The 17958-nt window shown below is 75.0% G+C and carries 11 protein-coding genes; 5 read left to right on the top strand and 6 right to left on the bottom strand.

Annotation, left to right across the window (positions count from 1 at the left end; genetic code table 11):
• Window positions 1-87: 87 nt before the first annotated feature.
• Window positions 88-2442 (bottom strand): putative bifunctional diguanylate cyclase/phosphodiesterase, encoded by a 2355-nt coding sequence (locus V6U89_RS01445; protein WP_334568748.1) that lies wholly within the window; start codon window positions 2440-2442, stop codon window positions 88-90.
• A 110-nt stretch (window positions 2443-2552) separates the two neighbouring features.
• On the opposite strand from V6U89_RS01445, the gene ilvD reads away from it, so the two are divergent.
• The gene (gene ilvD, locus V6U89_RS01440; protein WP_334568747.1) at window positions 2553-4400 is read left to right on the top strand and encodes a dihydroxy-acid dehydratase; all 1848 of its coding nucleotides are present in this window, start codon (window positions 2553-2555) and stop codon (window positions 4398-4400) included.
• Window positions 4401-4454: 54 nt separating this feature from the next.
• On the opposite strand, the gene V6U89_RS01435 is transcribed toward ilvD, so the two are convergent.
• The 3 genes from V6U89_RS01435 to V6U89_RS01425 all read right to left on the bottom strand — a co-directional run bounded on the left by V6U89_RS01435 (window position 4455) and on the right by V6U89_RS01425 (window position 9335).
• The gene (locus tag V6U89_RS01435; RefSeq protein WP_334568746.1) at window positions 4455-6101 is read right to left on the bottom strand and encodes a SulP family inorganic anion transporter; all 1647 of its coding nucleotides are present in this window, start codon (window positions 6099-6101) and stop codon (window positions 4455-4457) included.
• A gap of 119 nt (window positions 6102-6220) precedes the next feature.
• A complete protein-coding gene (locus V6U89_RS01430; RefSeq protein ID WP_334568745.1) occupies window positions 6221-6559 on the bottom strand; it encodes an ArsR/SmtB family transcription factor in 339 nt (112 codons plus the stop codon).
• Between the two features lie 286 nt (window positions 6560-6845).
• Window positions 6846-9335 (bottom strand): glycoside hydrolase family 2 protein, encoded by a 2490-nt coding sequence (locus V6U89_RS01425; protein ID WP_334568744.1) that lies wholly within the window; start codon window positions 9333-9335, stop codon window positions 6846-6848.
• A gap of 190 nt (window positions 9336-9525) precedes the next feature.
• On the opposite strand from V6U89_RS01425, the gene V6U89_RS01420 reads away from it, so the two are divergent.
• A complete protein-coding gene (locus V6U89_RS01420) occupies window positions 9526-10545 on the top strand; it encodes a LacI family DNA-binding transcriptional regulator (protein ID WP_334568743.1) in 1020 nt (339 codons plus the stop codon).
• 29 nt (window positions 10546-10574) lie between these two features.
• Here the strand turns inward: V6U89_RS01420 and V6U89_RS01415 are convergent, their stop codons facing one another.
• The gene (locus V6U89_RS01415) at window positions 10575-13160 is read right to left on the bottom strand and encodes a putative bifunctional diguanylate cyclase/phosphodiesterase (RefSeq protein ID WP_334568742.1); all 2586 of its coding nucleotides are present in this window, start codon (window positions 13158-13160) and stop codon (window positions 10575-10577) included.
• Between the two features lie 213 nt (window positions 13161-13373).
• Here V6U89_RS01415 and V6U89_RS01410 point away from each other — a divergent pair, with 213 nt between their 5' ends.
• On the top strand, window positions 13374-13748 hold the full coding sequence (locus V6U89_RS01410) for a PH domain-containing protein (RefSeq protein ID WP_334568741.1): 375 nt from the start codon (window positions 13374-13376) through the stop codon (window positions 13746-13748).
• A gap of 6 nt (window positions 13749-13754) precedes the next feature.
• Here the strand turns inward: V6U89_RS01410 and V6U89_RS01405 are convergent, their stop codons facing one another.
• Window positions 13755-14681, bottom strand: a complete 927-nt coding sequence (locus V6U89_RS01405; RefSeq protein WP_334568740.1) for a 2-hydroxyacid dehydrogenase — start codon at window positions 14679-14681, stop codon at window positions 13755-13757.
• Window positions 14682-14843: 162 nt separating this feature from the next.
• On the opposite strand from V6U89_RS01405, the gene V6U89_RS01400 reads away from it, so the two are divergent.
• Both V6U89_RS01400 and V6U89_RS01395 read left to right on the top strand, forming a co-directional pair.
• Window positions 14844-16667 carry a SpoIIE family protein phosphatase gene (locus V6U89_RS01400; protein WP_334568739.1) on the top strand — a complete coding sequence of 608 codons (1824 nt, stop codon included), beginning with the start codon at window positions 14844-14846 and terminating at the stop codon, window positions 16665-16667.
• Window positions 16668-16737: 70 nt separating this feature from the next.
• Window positions 16738-17913: a PQQ-dependent sugar dehydrogenase gene (locus V6U89_RS01395; RefSeq protein WP_334568738.1), complete on the top strand. Its 1176-nt coding sequence runs from the start codon at window positions 16738-16740 to the stop codon at window positions 17911-17913.
• Window positions 17914-17958: the final 45 nt, after the last annotated feature.

The following is a 17958-nucleotide window of genomic DNA, read 5'->3' as shown; positions in this document are numbered from 1 at the left end:
GGTAAGTACTCGCTGCGACGGGATCGACGACATGTGGACCAGCCTGACGCATCTCACGCGATGAGTCAACTGATCCCACATGTTGGTTCACGAACGGGGGACACCGTCTCCCGTCGCGGGCTTCGCGAGCGGTCCGACCTGCGCGGATCCCGTCCCACCGACGCGCGGCGCGGGCACCGGCCGCCGCCCACTGGCGAACGGCGTGGCCGGCAGCGGCCCCGGGCGGGCGCCGGGCGAGGTGGCGGCGTCCAGCATCGCCTCCAGGTGCTCGGCCGGCACGCCCCAGCCGAAGAGCGCGCCCTGGCCGAACCGGCAGCCGGCGGCGACCACCGCGGCCAGCTCCGTCGGCGTGGTGACGCCCTCGGCGATCACCTCCAGCCCGAGCTGGTGCCCGAGGCGCATGACGATGTCGACCATCGGGGCGAAGGCCGGCCCGTCGGTGTCCACCGGGCGGACCGGCTCGTGCTCGGCGACCAGGCTGTGGTCGATCTTGAGGATGTCGATCGGCAGCCGGCGCAGCTGGCCGAGGGACGAGTAGCCCGCGCCGAAGTCGTCCAGCGCGATCCGCACCCCGGTGCGCCGCAGCGCGGTCAGCCGCCGGATCAGCTCGTCGAGGTCGGTGGCGACGGCGTGCTCGGTGACCTCCAGCACCAGCCGCTGCGGCGGCACGTGGTGGGCGCGCAGCGCCTCGGCCACCTGGACGACGTACTCCGGGGCGTGCAGCTCACGCGGGGAGACGTTGACCGAGACCCAGACGTCGTGGCCGTCGGCCAGCCAGCGGGAGAGCTGCCAGCAGGCCTGGTGCAGCACCCAGGCGCCCAGCTTGGCGATCATCCCGCACTCCTCGGCGAGCGGGATGAACTCGTCGGGGCGGACGTTGCCCAGCTCCGGGTGGTGCCAGCGGAGCAGCGCCTCGGCGCCGACCGGGCGGACCGACGGCAACGAGGCGACCGGCTGGAAGACCAGCCGCAGCTCGTCGCGCTCGATCGCGCCGCGCATCTCGTGCTCCAGCCGGGTCCGCCGCAGCAGGAGCTGGTCGTGCGTGCCGTCGTAGCGCTCGATGCGGTTCTTGCCGCGCTGCTTGGCGTAGCGCAGGGCGAGGTCGGCGTGGCGCAGCAGGGCCACCGAGTCGGGCTCGCCGCACTGCCCGGCCACCCCGATGCTCACCGAGAGGAAGACCGGCCCGTTCGGCTGCTCGTACGCCCGGCCGAGCACCCCGAGCAGCCGCTCGGCGACCACGTCGGCGTCGGCCTGCCGGCCGCGCATCAGCACGGCGAACTCGTCGCCGCCGAGCCGGGCGGCCAGGTCGCCGGGGCGCAGGTTGCCCCGCAGCCGCCGGCCCACCTCGGCCAGCACCATGTCGCCCACGTCGTGGCCGCGCATGTCGTTGACGTTCTTGAAGCCGTCCAGGTCGAGCCCGAGCAGCACGCACCCGACGCCCTCGTCGGCGCAGCGTTGCAGCTCCCGCAGCAGGCCCCGCCGGTTGGCCAGCCCGGTCAGCGGGTCGGTGTGGGCCAGCTCGCGGAAGTGTCTCTCGCGCTCGGCCAACCGGCCGGCGTACCCACGCATGTCGTTGAGGGTGAGGTACTGCCGGGCCACCAGCGCGAACCCCTCGACGCTGCCGGCGACGATGCCGAGCGCGTCGAAGCGCCCACCCTGGGCCAGGTGGTACATCGCCGAGGCCGCCATCGCGAACATCGGGACGAAGGCGTACGCGCCGTCCCGGCGGATCAGGTCGACGTCGACCTGCCCCGGCGCCTCGACCCGGTGCACCGCCAGCGCGACCGCCAGCAGGCCCACGGCGAGCAGCGCGGCGCTGGTCAGGGTCATCCCCGGGCCGGCCTGGCAGACCCCGCCGGCCACGCCCAGCCCGCCGGCGGCGTTGGCGGTGATGCCGATGCCGAGCAACCCGAACCGGCCCCGGGGCGGAGCGGCGCGCAGCAGCACGGTCAGGGTCACCCCGACGGTCAGCGCGGCGTTGACCGTGGCCAGCAGGATCGCCGGGCAGGCCACCGGGGTGGCCGGCCCGAGCAGCCGGGTCGGCGCGGAGAAGAGCACCCAGCCGACGAACCAGAGGGCCGTCGCGACGATCAGCGCGTCCAGCAGCAGCCGGGCGGTCGCCGGCCGGGACACCACCGCCCCGGGCAGGCGGAGCAGCCCGGCGGCGGCGGCCAGGCCGCTCACCGTCACCGCGGCGGAGATCAGGACGGGCCACCCGCTGAGTCGCGCCGGGTGCGGCGGGTGGTGCGGGTCACCGAGCACCAGGCCCACCCCGACCAGCAGGCCGACCAGGGCGAACCCGCCGGCGGCGGCCAGCAGCGCGTACGGCCGGCGGTCCGGGCCGCTGCGCCGCTGGACCGACCCGACGAGCAGCAGGGTGGCGGTCACGGCGACCAGGGCGCTGGGGAGCGCGACGGCGACCATGCCCGGGGGGAAACGCACGTCCCCAACTGTGCCGGATCCGCGCCCCGCGCGGGGAACCGGGTGTGCATCTGTTGGGACACGCTCGGACCGCTGGGGGCCGCCGCCGGGACGGTGCCAGACTGGTATCCATGCCTGAGCTGCGGTCGAGGACCTCCACCCACGGTCGGACGATGGCCGGCGCCCGGGCCCTCTGGCGGGCCACCGGGATGACCGACGACGACTTCGGCAAGCCGATCGTCGCCATCGCCAACAGCTTCACCCAGTTCGTCCCGGGTCACGTACACCTGAAGGACCTCGGCGGCCTGGTGGCCGACGCGGTGGCCGAGGCCGGCGGAGTGGGTCGCGAGTTCAACACCATCGCCGTCGACGACGGCATCGCCATGGGCCACGGCGGCATGCTCTACTCGCTGCCCAGCCGGGAGTTGATCGCCGACGCGGTCGAGTACATGGTCAACGCGCACTGCGCGGACGCCCTGGTCTGCATCTCGAACTGCGACAAGATCACCCCGGGGATGCTGCTGGCCGCACTGCGGCTGAACATCCCGACCGTCTTCGTCTCCGGCGGGCCGATGGAGGCCGGCAAGACGGTGGCGATCGAGGGGATCGTGCACTCCAAGATCGACCTGATCGACGCCATGATCGCCTCGTCCAACGAGGCGGTCACCGACGACCAGCTCGGCGAGATCGAGCGCTCCGCCTGCCCCACCTGCGGCTCCTGCTCCGGCATGTTCACCGCCAACTCGATGAACTGCCTGACCGAGGCGATCGGCCTGGCGCTGCCGGGCAACGGCTCGACGCTGGCCACCCACGCCGCGCGCCGGTCGCTCTTCGTCGAGGCCGGCCGCACCGTCGTGGAGATCGCCAAGCGGTGGTACGACGGCGACGACGCCTCGGTGCTGCCCCGCGCGGTCGCCAGCCGGGCCGCCTTCGAGAACGCGGTCGCCCTGGACGTGGCGATGGGCGGGTCGACCAACACGATCCTGCACCTGCTCGCCGCCGCCCGCGAGGCCGAGCTGGACTTCCAGGTGGCCGACATCGACGCGATCTCCCGCCGGGTGCCCTGCCTGGCCAAGGTCGCGCCGAACTCGCCGCAGTACCACATGGAGGACGTGCACCGGGCCGGCGGCATCCCCGCCATCCTCGGCGAGCTGGACCGGGCCGGCCTGCTCCACCGGGACGTGCACGCCGTGCACTCCCCCTCGCTGGAGCGCTGGCTGGCCGACTGGGACGTGCGAGGCGGCTCGCCGAGGCCGGAGGCGGTCGAACTGTTCCACGCCGCCCCGGGCGGGGTGCGCACCACCGAGCCGTTCTCCACCACCAACCGCTGGTCGTCGCTGGACACCGACGCGGCCGGCGGCTGCGTCCGGGACCGGGAGCACGCGTACTCGGCCGACGGTGGGCTGGCCATCCTGTACGGCAACCTCGCCCCGGACGGCTGCGTGGTGAAGACCGCCGGGGTGCCCGAGGAGTGCCTGACCTTCCGCGGTCCGGCGAAGGTCTACGAGTCGCAGGACGACGCGGTCTCGGCGATCCTGGCCAAGCAGGTCGTCGCCGGGGACGTCGTGGTGATCCGCTACGAGGGCCCGAAGGGCGGCCCGGGCATGCAGGAGATGCTCTACCCCACCTCGTTCCTCAAGGGCCGGGGACTGGGCCGGGCCTGCGCGCTGCTCACCGACGGCCGCTTCTCCGGCGGCACCTCCGGGCTCTCCATCGGGCACGTCTCCCCCGAGGCCGCCTCGGGCGGGCTGATCGCGCTGGTCGCCGAGGGCGACGAGATCGTGATCGACATCCCCGGCCGGTCCATCGCGCTCAACGTGCCCGACGACGTGCTCCAGGCGCGCCGGGTCGCCGAGGAGAAGCGGGAGCGGCCGTACACCCCGGTCGACCGGCAGCGGCCGGTGTCGGCGGCGCTGCGCGCGTACGCCTCGATGGCGACGTCGGCCAGCGACGGCGCGTACCGGCGGGTGCCCGAGTAGTTCCTGGCGACGGCTGTCCGCGGCGCGAAGGTCGTACCGAGCCGCTGCTTGCGCTCACTGCGTGGCCCCGGCCGTCACGCCCAGGGCGATGGGGCGGGCGTGGCGAATGGCGGCCGGGGTGTCCGGGAAGACCAGGCCATCCCGGCGCAGCTGGTCCGCGACGCCGAGGGTGGCCAGCACCTGGTCGTGGCCGGGGGTGATGCCGGAGAGCAACACGGTGATTCCCCGCCCCCGCAACCGGGTGATCGCGTCGCCGAGGACCTGCGCGCCGGTGGCGTCGATGGTGGACACCCGGGACATCCGCAGGATCACGACCCGGACGTCCGCGACGTCGGAGAGTTCCAGCAGGAAGGTGTGGGCGGCGGCGAAGAAGAGCGGTCCGTCCAGCCGGTACGCGACGATGTGCTCGGCCAGCAGGGCGTGTTCCTCGGCGCTGTGGTCCCCGGCGTCGAGCGGGACCTGCTCCAGCCGCGCGCTGCGGGCCACTGCGCGCAGCGCGACGACAACCGCGACGGCAACGCCGACCGCGACGGCGGTGACCAGGTCCCAGATGACCGTGACGGCGAAGGTGAGCACGAGCACCAGCGCGTCGCCCCGGGTGGCCCGCGCGAGCGCCCAGAGCGAACCCGCCTCGACCATCCGGACGGTCGTGGCGAGCAGGACTCCGGCCAGGGCGGCGAGGGGGATCCGGCCGACCAGGGGCGCGGCGGCCAGCACGATCACCGCGAGCGCGACGGCATGGGTCAGTGCCGCCAGTTTCGAGGACGCCCCGGCGCGGACGTTGACCGCCGTCCGGGCGATCGCGGCGGTCGCGGGAATTCCACCGAAGAGCGGGGAGGCGAGGTTGGCCAGGCCCTGGCCGAAGAGTTCCCGGTCCGGGTCGTGCCGCTCGCTGACGGTCATCCCATCGGCCACGGTGGCCGACAGCAGGCTCTCCAGCGCGGCGAGTGCGGCCACCGCGAGCGCTGAGGGTAGCAGCACACTGGCCGCGCCGAGGTCGAGGAAGTCCAGCGACGGCGCCGGCAGGCCCTGCGGCAGGGCGCCGATCCGGACCAGTTCGACCGGGGTGGTCTCGGCCAGCACCGTCGCGGCGGCCACCCCGAGCAGCGAGAACGGCAGCCCGGGCCGCCACCTGGCGCCGAGCAGCATCAGCGCCGCGACACCCAGGGCCACTGCAACGGCCGCCGGCCGAGGGTGTACGACGAACCGGGCGACCGCGTCGGCAGCCACCGCCCAGACCCGGTCGCCCTCGGCGTCGGTCACGCCGAGTGCTGCCGGCACCTGTTGCAGGGCGATGACCACCGCGATGCCGGCGGTGAAGCCCTCGATCACGGGGGCGGGCAGGTAACGGACGTACCGGCCGAGGCGGGCGAGGGCCAGGGCGACCAGGATCAGTCCCGCCATCGCGCCGACCATCAGCACCCCGGTCGGGCCGAACTGCTGCACCACGGGCACCAGCACCACCGTCATCGCGCCGGTCGGACCGGACACCTGGAGGTTCGAGCCGCCGAAGATGGCGGCCACCGCGCCGGCCACCACGGCGGTGACCAGCCCGGCCTGCGCGCCCAGCCCGGAGGTGACCCCGAACGCCAGGGCCAGGGGCAGCGCGACCACCGCCACGGTCAGCCCGGCGAGCAGGTCCCGGCGCGGCGAGCGGCGGACGGCGGCCCAGTCGGCGCGGCCGGGAAGCAGCCCGAGCACCCGCCGTCCCACCAGGCCGGGAACGCCCTGCCGCCGGTCTGAACCTGGTATCCGCGGCCCGCGGACGCTCTCCGCCCGGCGGGCGGACGGTGGTGGTTGGTGACCCGCTCCCGCCCTGCTCACCGGTCGCGCCCGTCGGCGCGCAGCTCGTCGAGGAGCGCGTCGCGGTCGGTGAGGACCGCCCCGAGAATGCGCCGCCCGGCGGCCAGCAGGTCGGCCACGTCGGGAGTGCTGAGCGCGTACATCACCAGCGGGCCGTCCCGGTAGGAGGTGACCAGGCCGGCGCGGCGTAGCACGCCGAGCTGCTGGGAGAGGTTGGACGCCTCGACGTCGATGGTCGCCAGCAGGTCACGGACGGGCATGGGGCCGTCCTGGAGCAGTTCGAGGACCCGGATCCGCACCGGGTGCCCCAGGGTGCGGAACAACTCCGCCTTCGCCTGATACAGCGGCACCGACACGCCCGTCTCTCCCCCATCCCATGGTTGACCGGCATCGCCTTGCACACTTTATCACTTGAAGAGTTCTTCAATCAGGGGTCGGTCCGGGCCACTTCGGCGGGACGGGAGTGCGCCACGCCCACGGTCGAGTGGCGGCGGGCAGGCGTGTCCTTGGGGGGAAAGGGCATATGCCCGAACGGCGATATACCTGAGAGGCATAAATATGACCCACAGGCATCTCGCTCGTGGCGGCGTCGCCTCCGCGCCGACCTCGGGGGCGATTACCCCGGCCGGCCGCCCACGCCCCTCAGGCCCGCACGCCTTCCGAGGCGGTCGGGGCGGTCATGCTCACCCGGATGATGTCGTTCACGCAGCGCAGCACGGGCCGGGCGGTCAACGCCACCGGGTCCAGCTCCGTGTCGGCCCGCACGGTGAAGGTCGCCGACTCCCCCGGCAGCAGGGTGACCAGCGCCCGGTCGACCTCGGCGGACGGGTCCAGCCGGTCCGGGAAGAGGGTCAGGTCGCGCAGCACCGTCCGGGCGGTCACCCGGACCCGCTGGCCGTCGTCGCCCGACGCGACCGTCGCGTCGAAGCGGGCTGCCGGCCAGTCGACCTCCCGGTCCTCGGCGAAGAACCAGAGGGCCCGCTCGGCCGTGTCGCCGGCCTCGGCGATCAGCAGCTCCCGGCGGGCTTCCGCCGGCCCAGCGAGGTCCGCGGGCAGCGCCAGCACCACCGCCGAGTACGCCGGGACGTCCAGCGGGTAGGCCGTCTTCGCCCTCGGCTCACCGGCCAGGGTCAGCCGGGTGACCGTCGCCGGGGCCCGCCAGGGCGCGCCGGTCTCGTTGACCGCCACCAGGGCCAGCCCGCCGTCGCGGGGCTGGACGGTGAGCAGCCGGTCCGCGTACGCCCGGCGCAGCGCGTACCAGAGCGGCTTGCGGCGGCCGTCGCCGTCGATCGCCGACCACGAGGTCACCGGCCAGCAGTCGTTGAGCTGCCAGACGATGGTGCCGGCGCAGACGTCCCGGTGCGAACGGAAGTGCTCCACCCCGAGCTGGATGGCCCGCGCCTGGTTGAGCTGGGTGAGGAAGTGCCAGTCGTCGAAGTCGGCCGGCTCGGGCAGGTGGGCGTCGAGTCCGCGCTGGAGCTTGGCGTCGCCGTCGGCGGCCTTCTGGTGGTGCGCCATGCCCGGCGAGTCGGGCGCGAGAGGCTCGTCGGTCAGCGCCCGGCGCAGCGTCGCGTACGCCGCCGGCGCCTGGTAGCCGAACTCGGCGACGAAGCGGGGCAGGTACTCGCGGTACTTCGGGTAGTCGTCGGTGTTCCAGACGTCCCAGATGTGCATGGTGCCGTGCGCCGGGTCGTTGGGGTGGATCTCCTCGCTGCCCGACCACGGGCTGCCCGGCCAGTACGGCCGGGTCGGGTCCAGCTCGCCGACGATCCGGGGCAGCAGGTCGAGGTAGTAGCCCCGCCCCCAGGTGCGCCCGGCCAGTGGCTCCTGCCAGCCCCAGTCGTACCAACCCCAGATGTTCTCGTTGTTGCCCGTCCAGAGCACCAGCGACGGATGGCCGGCCAGCCGGGTGACCTGCTCGGTGGCCTCGGCGGCCACCTCGGTGCCGAACGGCTCCTCCTCCGGGTACGCCGCGCAGGCGAAGAGGAAGTCCTGCTGCACGAGGATCCCCAGCTCGTCGGCGAGGTCGTAGAAGTCCTCCGACTCGTACCGGCCGCCGCCCCAGACCCGCAGCAGGTTCACCCCGGCTCCGGCGGCCTGGTCGAGCCGGTGCGCCAGCCGGTCCCGGGAGATCCGGCTCGGGAACGGGTCGTCGGGGATCCAGTTGATCCCGCGGACGAAGACCGGGGTGTCGTTGACGTGCAGGGCGAAGGGGGTGCCGTGGGCGTCCGGGGTGGTGTCGAGGCGTACCGACCGGAAGCCGATCCGACGGGACCAGGCGTCCAGGGTCCGGCCGTTCGGCGCGCAGAGCGTGACGTCGAGCTGGTGCAGCGCCTGCTCGCCGTACCCCCGGGGCCACCACAGCTCGGGGTCGCGGACGGTGAGGGTCGCCACCGCCGTGCGCTCCCCCGCCGGGACGACGGCCTCGACGGCCGCGCCGGCGACGGCGGCCCGGACGGTCAACGGGGTGGCCGCGACCCGCTCCACCTCGACGTGCAGTTCGACCCGTCCCACCCCGCCGGCGACGGTGACCAGCGGACGGACGGTGGCGAGCCGGGCGGTGGACCAGGCGTGCAGGCCGATCTCCTGCCAGATGCCGGCGGTGACCAGGGTCGGTCCCCAGTCCCAGCCGAAGTTGCAGGCCATCTTGCGGATGAACTGGAACGGCTCCGGGTAGGCGTTCGGCCGGTCGCCGAGGGCGTCCCGGTGCCGTTGCGCGTAGCGGTACGCCGAGTCGAACCGGACGGTCAGCGTGTTCGCTCCCGGGCGCAGCAGCGCGCCGACGGCGAACCGGTGGCCGCGGTGCATGTTCTCGGTGCGGCCGACCTCGACCGCGTTGAGGGTGATCGTGGCGATGGTGTCGAGGCCGGCGCAGACCAGGTCGACCCGCTCGTCGTCGCCGGCCCGCCGGTCGAAGGTGGTCTCGTAGACCCAGTCGGTGTGCCCGATCCAGGCCAGCGCCGCCTCGTTGTCGTCGACGAACGGGTCGGGGATCAACCCGGCGGCCAGCAGGTCGGTGTGCACGCAGCCGGGCACGGTGGCGGGCACCGCCCGGCCGGCGATCCCGTCCGGCACCTGCGGCCCCGGTACGGCCCGCAGCGTCCAGCCCTCGTGCAACGTCTGCCGGGTCACGACTTCACCGCGCCTTCCATAATCGAGAGACGTCGACTGAACCGGATAAGTTAGGCCACCGTACGGGCCGGGTCCAGCACTGTCAACGGCGGTTAAGGGTGGTAGGTCTGTCGGGGTAGCGTGAGGGCCGCCGGTGATCCCGGCGCCGTGGGACCGGCCCGGGGGGCCGCGAGGATTGAGGAGCACGCCGGTGAAGCGGCCGACCATCGCCGACGTCGCGCGACGTGCCGGGGTGTCCAAGGGTGCGGTGTCGTACGCGCTCAACGGGCAGCCGGGCGTCTCCGAGGCCACCCGTCAGCGGATCCTGGCCATCGCCACCGAGATCGGGTTCAGCCCGAGCAGCGCCGCCCGCGCGCTCTCCGGCGCCACCGCAAACGCCGTCGGCCTGGCCCTGTGCCGGCCCGCCCGGATACTGGGCATCGAGCCGTTCTTCATGGAGCTGATCAGCGGCGTCGAGGCGGAACTCTCCGCCCGGTCGTACGCGCTCACCCTGCAGGTGGTGGCCGACCAGGAGGCGGAGATCGCGGTCTACCGCCGGTGGTGGGCCGAGCGGCGCGTCGACGGGGTCTTCGTCTGCGACCTGCGCACCGAAGACCAGCGGGTGCCGGCCCTGGAGAAGCTGCAACTGCCGGCCGTGGTGATCGGTGGACCCGGCCACACCGGCAGCCTGGCCAGTGTCTGGTCGGACGACGCGGCGGCGCTGGTCGAGACGGTCGAATACCTGGTCGCCCTCGGGCACCGGCGGATCGCCCGGGTGGGCGGCCTGCCCTCGCTGCTGCACACCGAGATCCGTACCGACGCCTTCGCCGAGGTGTGCCGGCGGCTCGGGCTGGCCGACGCCGTCACCGTCTGGTCCGACTACACCGGCGAAGAGGGCGCCCGCGCCACCCGCCGCCTGCTCAGCTCCGCCAACCGCCCCACCGCGGTGATCTACGACAACGACGTCATGGCGATCGCCGGGCTCTCGGTGGCGCAGGAGATGGGCCTGGCCGTCCCCGGCGACCTCTCGATCGTGGCCTGGGACGACTCGCCGCTCTGCCGGCTGGTGCACCCGCCGCTGACCGCGCTCGGCCGGGACATCCCGGCGTACGGCGCGCACGCCGCACGGCAGTTGCTGGCGGTCATCGCCGGCGAGCCGGTGAGCGGCCTGCAGGACGAGACCGCCCACCTGACCCCGCGCGGCAGCACCGCACCGCCCCGGATCAGGTGAACCGGTTCAGCATCTGCTGAGCAGCGCGGTCAGCGGGAGGCGGACGGGAACTCCTCGAAGTACGCCTCCACCCGCTCCGCCGTGGCCGGCCGGGCCAGCGCGAACCCCTGCCCGTACGGGCAGCCGGCCCGCTGCGCCCGGTCGACGTCGGCGTCGGACTCCAACTCCTCCACCACCACCGACAGCCCGAGCCGTTCACCGAGGCTGACCACCACGTCGATCAGCGGTCGCTGCGGGTCGTGCACCGACCCCACCAGCTGCGGCCGGACCTTGAGCAGGTCGATCGGGAGCCGACGCAGCTGGGCCAGGGAGGCGTGCTCGGCGCGGAAGTCGTCCAACGCGGTGCGCACCCCCAACGACCGCAGGCCGGCCAGCCGGGCCACCACGGTGGGCAGGTCCCGGCCGATCCGGGGCTCCGCCACCTCGACCACCAGCCGGTGCGCCGGCACCCCGTGCCCGGCCAGCGTGGCGGCCACCCCGGCCAGGAAGTCCGGGGCCAGCAGCTCCCGGGGGGTCACGTTGATTGCCATCCAGAGCTCCCGGCCCCCCGTCGACCAGCTGGCGAGCTGCCGGCAGGCCCGGTCCAGCACCCAGCGCCCCAGCTCGCCGACGAGGTCGAGATCTTCAGCCACCGGCAGCAGTTCGGCCGGGAGCACGGTGCCCAGCACCGGGCTGCGCCAGCGCAGCAACGCCTCCGTACCGACCGGCTGCCGGTCGGCCAGCCCCAGCACCGGCTGGTAGACCAGGTCCAGCTCACCCCGGGTGGCCGCGCCGGGCAGTTCCCGCTCCAGGTCCAGCCGGCGGACCAGTTGCTCCTCCAGGTAGGCGTCGTACCACTCGACCCGGTTGCGGCCGAGCTGGACGGCGCGCCGCCGGGCCAGGTCCGCCTGGCGCAGCGCGTCCTCCGGCCCGGTCCCGGCCAGCTCGGCCAGGCCGACGCTCACCCGCAGCCGCACCATCGACCCGGGCGTCGGGCAGGGCTCCGCGAGCGCGGCGACCAGGCGGCCACCCAGCGCGTACGCCGGCACCGGACCGGCGTCGGTGAGCACGGCGAACTCCTCGCCGGCCACCCGGGCGACCAGGTCGTGCGGGCCGACCACGTCGCGCAGCCGGCGGGCGGCCGTGAGCAGCAGGCCGTCCGCCGCCGACGGCCCCGCTCCGTCGGTCACCGCGCCGAGGCCGTGCACCTCCAGCAGCAGCAGCGCGCCCGAGCCGTCGCCCCGCGCGCCGAGCGCCCGCATCAGCTCGCGCCGGTTGGCCAGGCCGGTGAGCTGGTCGGTGGCGGCCAGCCGGTGCAGTTCGCGTTCCAACCGGCGCCGCTCGCCGATGTCGCGCACGTGCAGCACCACCGCGTCGACCTCGGGCACCCCGCGCAGGTCGCTCACGGTCGACTCGGTCTCCCGCCAGCCACCGTCGCCGGTGGCCATCCGGGCCACCAGCAGCAGCGGCTCCTGGCCGCTCCGGGGAGCGGCCAGCCGGCCGAGCGCGCCCGGCGCGTCGTCGGGGTGCAGCAGCTCGACCAGCCGCCGGCCGCGCACCTCGTCGTCGCGCAGCCCGAACCAGCGGGCACCGGCCGCGGAGAGCCAGCGCACCCGCAGCTCGTCGTCGAGCAGCAGGATCAGGTCGCGGCCACCGGAGACCAGCGCCCGGAAGTGCGCCTCCCGGGCGGCCAGCCGGCTGGCCCAGTGCCGGTTGTCGGCGGCGGTGATCAGCTCCCGCCCGACCAGCGGCGGGATCACCGCGAGCCCGAGCAGGACGGCGGTCGGCGTGAAGCTGCCGACCGCCCAGAGGTGGTACCCGGCGGCGAGGGTGGCCACCGCGGCCGGCGCGGTCACCCGGGGCCAGGCCGGGGGCGGGCCGGTGCCCAGGGCCGGATCCCCGGCGGACACCCGCGCCATCCCGGCGGCGGTGAACAGGGCACCCACCAGCAGCGGCGCGACCGCGGTCAGCGTCGCCACGGCCGGCGCCCGGTAGGCCAGCAGCCCCACCAGGTCGGCCAGGCCGAGCAGGGCGGCCGCCGCCCCGGCGCGACAGAGCGCCGCACCCGGCCGACGGCGCCGCTCGGCCAGCGCGCTCACCAGCAGCACGGCGAGCCCGCCCGCACCGAGCACCGTGACGGCGCGGGCCAGCGGAGGGACGTCACCCGGCGGCAACAGCACCCAACCGGCGAACAACAGGGCGGTGCCGAGCCCGAGCACGTCGACGGTCCGGCGCAGCCGGACCCGGGGCGCCAGCCGGGAGTGGCCGGGGAGCAGGAGCAGGCCGCCGGCGTACAGCAGGGTCGCGGCCGCCAGGCCGGTGGCCGCGACGTTCGCGCGCTGCTCCCCGGCGGCCAGGGGCAGCACGCCGACGGTCAGGCCGACCACCAGCACGGCGGCGTCGAGCAGCGCGGCGGCCCGCCGGCGACGCGGCGCCCGCCGGTCCCGGCCGCCACCGGTGGCGGCCTCCCGGGAGAGTCGGACGCCGGCCAGGGCGCAGCCGGCCGCGCCGGCCAGCGTCGTGGCGGCCAGCGGTGGCAGCACGCCGGCCAGCGCGGCGGCGGCCAGCAGCGCGGCCGCCGTCAGCAGGGCGGCCACCGCGGGCGCAGGGCGGTGGACCAGGTACGCGTGAGGCACGACGGTCGCCTTCGTGAGGGGGACACGGGGCGGTGCGGCGATGCGGGCGGGAGGGGACACAGGACAGATATCCGACACCCACCACCCCCGCCAACGACGGTTCGGAGCGGTGGTTACGGCCCCCTGTAGTGACTCATGTCACTGTCGAATGGCGCCGGTCACCGTCCACCGCCCGCGCGGAGCGGGGCCGCGCCGGAGTGGGATCATCGGAGGGTGAGTAGCGCCGACACCATCCGCTTCCGGTACAACCAGGCCATCCTGGTCGCGGCGATCGTCGCCTTCATCGGCGCCCTGCCGCTGGCCACCGCCGAGTGGTACCTGCTGCCGGTGCTGCTGATCCCGCTGGCCGTCGCCGTCTGGGCGTGGCGGGCGGGCACCGACGCCGACCGGCGGGAGCTGCGGCTGCGGGCCCTGGCCGGCAGCCGCCGGATCGCCTGGGACCGGGTCGTCGAGCTGACCGCCGACCCCCGCGGGCGCGCCGTCGCCCGCCTCGACGACGGGCAGGAGGTCATGCTGCCCGCCGTGCGCGACACCGACCTGCCCCGGCTGGTCTCCGCCACCGGGCAGCACCTGCCCGGCGAGCGCTGAGCCCGCTCAGTAGCCGTCGGTCACCGTGTTGACCAGCGGCTCTCCCGCGACGAACCGCCGCAGCTGGGCAGCCACCAGCCGGTACGCCCGCGGCAGCAGGCCGCGTACCGAGCCGGCGACGTGCGGGGTGAGCAGCACGTTGGGCAGCTCCCACAGCGGATGGTCGGCGGGCAGCGGCTCGGGATCGGTGACGTCCAGCGCGGCCCGCAGCCGGCCGCTGGACAGCTCCGCCACCAGCGCCTCCGTTCGGGCCACCGGGCCCCGCGCCGCGTTCACCAGCAACGCGCCGTCGGGCATCGCGGCGAGGAAGGCGGCGTCCACCATGCCCCTGGTCTGCTCGGTCAGCGGCACCAGCAGCACCACCACCTCCGCCTCCGGCAGCAGCCGGGGCAGTTCGTCCACCCCGTGCACGCCGTCGGCCGGGCGGGCGGTGCGGGCGACCAGCGTGACCGTGACGTCGAACGGGGCCAGCCGGGCGTGCACCGCAGCGCCGATCGAGCCGGCGCCGACGATCAGCACCCGCTTGCCGGTCAGCTCGTCGGTCGGCGCGACCTCGTCGTACGCCCACTCCCGGCGGGCCTGCGCCCGGGCCATCGCGGGGAACCCGCGCAGCTGAGCCAGGATCGCGGTGAGCACCCACTCGGCGGTGCCGGCGTCGTGCACGCCCCGCGCGTCGCAGAGGGTCACCCCGTCCGGCACCTGGCCGACCCAGGCGTCCGCCCCGGCGGAGAGGAGCTGGACCACCGCCAGGTCCGGCAGTCGCGCCAGCATCGCGGCGGTGTCCCCGGCGGCCAGGAACGGCGGCACCCAGAACCGGACCCCGGCCGGGTCCGACGGCGGGCGTCCCGGGTCCGTCCACGCCTGGACGGTGACGCCCGCGGGCGCCTCGCCGAGCAACCCGACTCCGGCCTCGTGCGGAATCCATACCTTCACGTCCGCCGACGATAGCGACCGCGACCCGACCCGATCCGGCGGACCGGCGCATCGGGGGCGAGCGGCCGGCGTCACCACCCGTGGGCGTCACCGCCGCCTGCCGGGTATAACCGAGGGTCGGAGCGCAACCCGGTGCCCCGCACGCCCGCAGACAGGTGGCCGATGACCGAGCGCTCCCCGCACCGTCGCGGTCCGCTGCCCGCGGTGGACATCCCCGCGCTGACGGACCCGGCGCGGCTGCGCGCGCTCGCCGAGACCGGCCTGGACGCCGAACCCGACGAGGCGTTCGACCGCTTCGCCCGGCTGGTGAGCGACCTGCTGGAGGTGCCGGTCGCGCTGGTGTCGCTGGTCACCGGCGAACGGCAGTTCTTTCCGGGCGCGGTCGGCCTGCCGGAGCCGTGGGCCGCCCGCCGGCAGACCCCGCTGACCCACTCGTTCTGCCAGCACGTGGTGGACATCGAGATCCCGATGGTGCTGCCCGACGCCCGGCTCTACCCCCGGGTGTGGAACAACCTGGCCATCGCGGAGCTGGGCGTGGTCGCGTACGCGGGGATGCCGCTGACCGACCTGGACGGCCGGGTGCTCGGCTCGCTCTGCGCCATCGACAGCAAGCCCCGCGCCTGGACCGCCGACCAGCTGCGTACCCTGGCCGACCTCGCCGCCGCGTGCTCGTCGGAGCTGCGGCTGCGGATCGCGCTCGACGGCGCCGAGGAGGCCCGGCGGCGGGTCGAGGAGGCGCACGAGCGGCTGAAGCTGCTCTCCGCGCTGAGCGAGACCCTGACCGGCACCCTCGGCGTGGCCACCGCGGTGGACCGGCTGACCGAGGCGGTGGTGCCGCTGCTGGCCGACTGGGCGCTGGTGACGCTGGTCGACCGGGCGGGCGCGCCGCGCCGGGTCACCGCCCTGCACCGGGACCCGGCCCGGGCCGCCGAGGTGGACCGCTTCGCCGAGCTGATGACGACCAACCTCGGCCCGGAGTCGATCACCCGTACGGTGCTGCGCACCGGCCAGCCCGTGCTGGGCAGCGCGGCCACTCTGGACGACGTCCGGCGGGCCACCACCGACCCGGAGATGGTGTCCCTCGCCGATCAGCTCGGCTTCGCGTCGCACCTGACGGTGCCGGTGCCCGCGCCCGGGCGCGGTGCGGTGGTCGGCTGCGTGACGCTGATCAACGCCAAGGGGCGGCGGCCCTTCGACGACAGCGACCTGCACACCGCCCTGGAGATCGGCCGCCGGGCCGGCCAGGCGCTCGGCAACAGCTGGATGTACGACGAGCAGCGGCACGTGGCCGAGGTGCTCCAGCACAGCATGCTGCCGAACCTGCCGGAGAGCCCCCGGGTCGAGCTGGCCGCCCGCTACCAGCCGGTAGCGGACCGGGTCGAGGTGGGCGGGGACTGGTACGACGCCTTCGTCCAGCCCGACGGCGACCTGGTCGTGGCGATCGGTGACGTCGCCGGCCACGACATCGAGGCCGCCGCCACCATGGGCCAGCTGCGCAACCTGGTCCGGGGCAACGCCTTCGGCCGGACCGACCCGGTGGACGAGCTGATGACCCGGCTGGACCGGGCCATCTCCGGGCTGCGCATCCCGGCCGCCGCCACGGCCACCCTGGCCCGGCTGCGTCCCCGGGCGGCCGGAGGCCTGACGGTGAGCTGGTGCAACGCCGGGCACCCACCGCCGCTGCTGGTCGACGCCGAGGGCGTGGTCCGGGTCCTCGGCGGCCGGCGCGAGCCGCTGCTCGGCTTCGCCCGGCCGATCCCCCGCAGCAGCCAGGAGACCACCCTGGCGGCGGGGGACACCCTGCTGCTCTACACCGACGGCCTGATCGAGCGCCGGGACCGCTCCATCGACGAGGGGCTGGCCGAGCTGCTGAGCCGACTCTCCGAAACCGGCCCGCTCCCCCTCACCGAGCTCTGCGACCTGCTGCTCACCTCCTCGGACCGGCGCGAGGACGACGTCGCGCTGCTCGCCGTCCGGGCCCGCTGAGCGGGTCACGACGTCCTCGACCGTCGCCGGTGGGCCGGGAAGTCCGGATTCGCGGGCTAGGCTGGGCCGGGTGAGCGCCCGTCCCCCGTACCCCCGCACCGGCCGCCGTCGCGCGGCGCTGGCGGCGTCCTGCGCGGCGCTGCTGCTCGCCACCTCCGGGTGCAGCTTCGGCCCGCCGGAGCCGGACCCGGCCGGCGAGCCCCCCAACCTGCCCACCCCGTCCGCGTCGGCGAGCGCCGGCGGCGCCGGTCAGGAGGTGGTCGCCACGGTCCTGGCCAAGGGGTTGCGGGTGCCGTGGGGCATCGCGTTCCTCCCGGACGGCGGCGCCCTGGTCACCGAGCGGGACAGCGGGCGGATCCTCAAGGTCGGCCCGGAGTCCGGCCCGGAGGGGTTGCGGGTCGCGCCGGTGCAGACCGTGCCGGACGTGGCGGCCGGCGGCGAGGCGGGGCTGCTCGGCATCGCGGTCTCCCCCGCGTACGCCAAGGACGAGACCGTCTTCGTCTACTACACCACCGAGCGCGACAACCGGGTCGCCCGGCTGAAACTCGGCGGCACGCCGACGCCGATCCTCACCGGCATCCCGAAGGCGGGCAACCACGACGGCGGCGGGCTGGCCTTCGGCCCGGACGGCCAGCTCTACGTGAGCACCGGCGACGCCGGCAACCGGGACGTCGCGCAGGACCGGAAGAGCCTCGGCGGCAAGATCCTGCGGATCACCCCGGACGGCAGACCGGCGCCCGGCAACCCGTTCCCCGGCTCGCCGGTGTGGTCGCTGGGGCACCGCAACGTGCAGGGCATGGCCTGGGACGCCGGCAAGCGGATGTACGCCACCGAGTTCGGCCAGAACACCTGGGACGAGATCAACCGGGTCGACAAGGGCGCCAACCACGGCTGGCCCACCGTCGAGGGGCAGGCCGGCGACAAGCGGTACGCCGACCCGCTCGTGCAGTGGCGCACCGCGGAGGCGTCCTGCTCGGGGCTGGCCGCGACCGGCCGACTGCTGGTCACCGCCTGCCTGCGCGGCAAGCGGCTGTGGCTGCTCGAGCTGACCGACACCGGCACCGTGCTCGGGCAGCCCCGCCAGCTGCTGACCGGCCGGTACGGCCGGCTGCGCGCGGTGGCCGCCGCCCCGGACGGCTCGCTCTGGGTCTCCACGTCCAACCACGACGGGCGGGGTGAGCCGGCGCCGGAGGACGACCGGCTGCTGCGGCTGGTCTTCGCCGACGGTGGCGCCGGGCGCAGCTGAGCACCGGCCGAACGGCTGTCACGAGCGGCCGAGAGGCGCGACACA

Source organism: Micromonospora sp. CPCC 206171, from assembly GCF_036906755.1.
GTDB lineage: Bacteria > Actinomycetota > Actinomycetes > Mycobacteriales > Micromonosporaceae > Micromonospora > Micromonospora purpureochromogenes.
Note: the sequence above shows the minus strand (reverse complement) of the source record. Positions and strands in the feature narration are given on the sequence as shown.